Origin of the sequence: Pseudomonas sp. SR18, from assembly GCF_023701505.1 — a bacterium.
GTDB lineage: Bacteria > Pseudomonadota > Gammaproteobacteria > Pseudomonadales > Pseudomonadaceae > Aquipseudomonas > Aquipseudomonas cyclaminis.
This window is the reverse complement of sequence record NZ_JAMQAU010000043.1, coordinates 1-1085: the sequence shown is the minus strand read 5'-3', so window position 1 is coordinate 1085 and position 1085 is coordinate 1. Positions and strand designations below refer to the sequence as shown.

Here is a 1085-nt window from a genome sequence, read left to right as displayed (position 1 = left end):
TCGGGCGCTATGATAGCGCCCAAATTTGAGGTGTTTGGATATGCGTAAATCTTATTCGAGTGAGTTCAAGCTCAAGGCCGCCAGCATGGTGTTGGATGAAGGTCAGCCAGTTACCGAAGTCTGTGCCAGCCTGGATATCGGCCCCACAGCGCTGCGTCGCTGGGTCGATCAAGTGCAAAAAGAACGCTTGGGCTCGACTCCCGTAGGGGCCAAGGCGATTACCGCTGATCAACGAGAAATCCAGAGGCTCAAAGCTCTGCTCAGAGAGAAAGACCTGGATATCGAAATCCTAAAAAAGGCCAGTGCTCTCCTGCTTTTGGACGCCAAAGATCATTCACGTTGATCGATGAGCTGGACGAGCAGTACGGCGTTAAAAGGTGTTGCCGGGCGTTCGGGGTCAACCGCAGTAGTTTCTACGCTTGGCGCCAGCGCCAAGGCAGAGCAAATCCTGAACGGGACAAGCTCAAGGCCGCGCTGGTCAGGCACCACAAGGCGTCCAGAGAGTCGGCCGGCGCACGTACATTGTCCAAGGAGCTACAAGCCAAAGGGCATCGTATCGGACGTTATATGGCTCGCAGTTTGATGCGCGAAGCTGGCATCGCTAGTCGTCAGCGCAGGCGCCATAAGTACAAATCGCCGGGCGTGGAGGCCTTAGTGGCGCCACACGTGCTCAAGCGGAAATTTGATGTGACGGCGGTTAATCAGGTGTGGTGTGGCGACGTGACTTACATCAAGGTCGGCAAGCGGTGGATGTACTTCGCCGCCGTTCTGGATTTGTACGCTCGCAGGATCGTGGGCTGGTCGTTCTCGATGATTTCTGATGCCAACCTGACCTGCGAAGCGCTACGCATGGCGGTTGAGCTACGCAGCCATCCCCAGAATGTGTTGTTTCATTCTGACCAAGGTTGTCAGTACACCAGTCATAAGTTTCGAAACGAGCTGCTCAAACAGGGTTTTAGGCAAAGCATGAGCCGTAAAGGCGAGTGCTGGGATAACGCCCCGATGGAGCGTTTCTTTGGCAGTTTGAAATCAGAGTGGGTGCCTGAAACGGGCTACAAACTGGAACATGAGGCCCGAGCAGACGT

The 1085-nt window shown here is 54.9% G+C and carries 2 protein-coding genes; both read left to right on the top strand.

Going from position 1 to position 1085, the window contains the following annotated elements:
- Window positions 1-40: 40 nt before the first annotated feature.
- Entirely contained in the window at window positions 41-343 is a 303-nt protein-coding gene (locus NDJ82_RS27380) for a transposase (RefSeq protein ID WP_014717988.1), read from the top strand.
- Window positions 340-1085, top strand: a 746-nt coding sequence (locus NDJ82_RS27375; protein WP_250926665.1) for an IS3 family transposase, incomplete at its 3' end; no start/stop codon positions are given. The genes NDJ82_RS27380 and NDJ82_RS27375, both read left to right, overlap by 4 nt.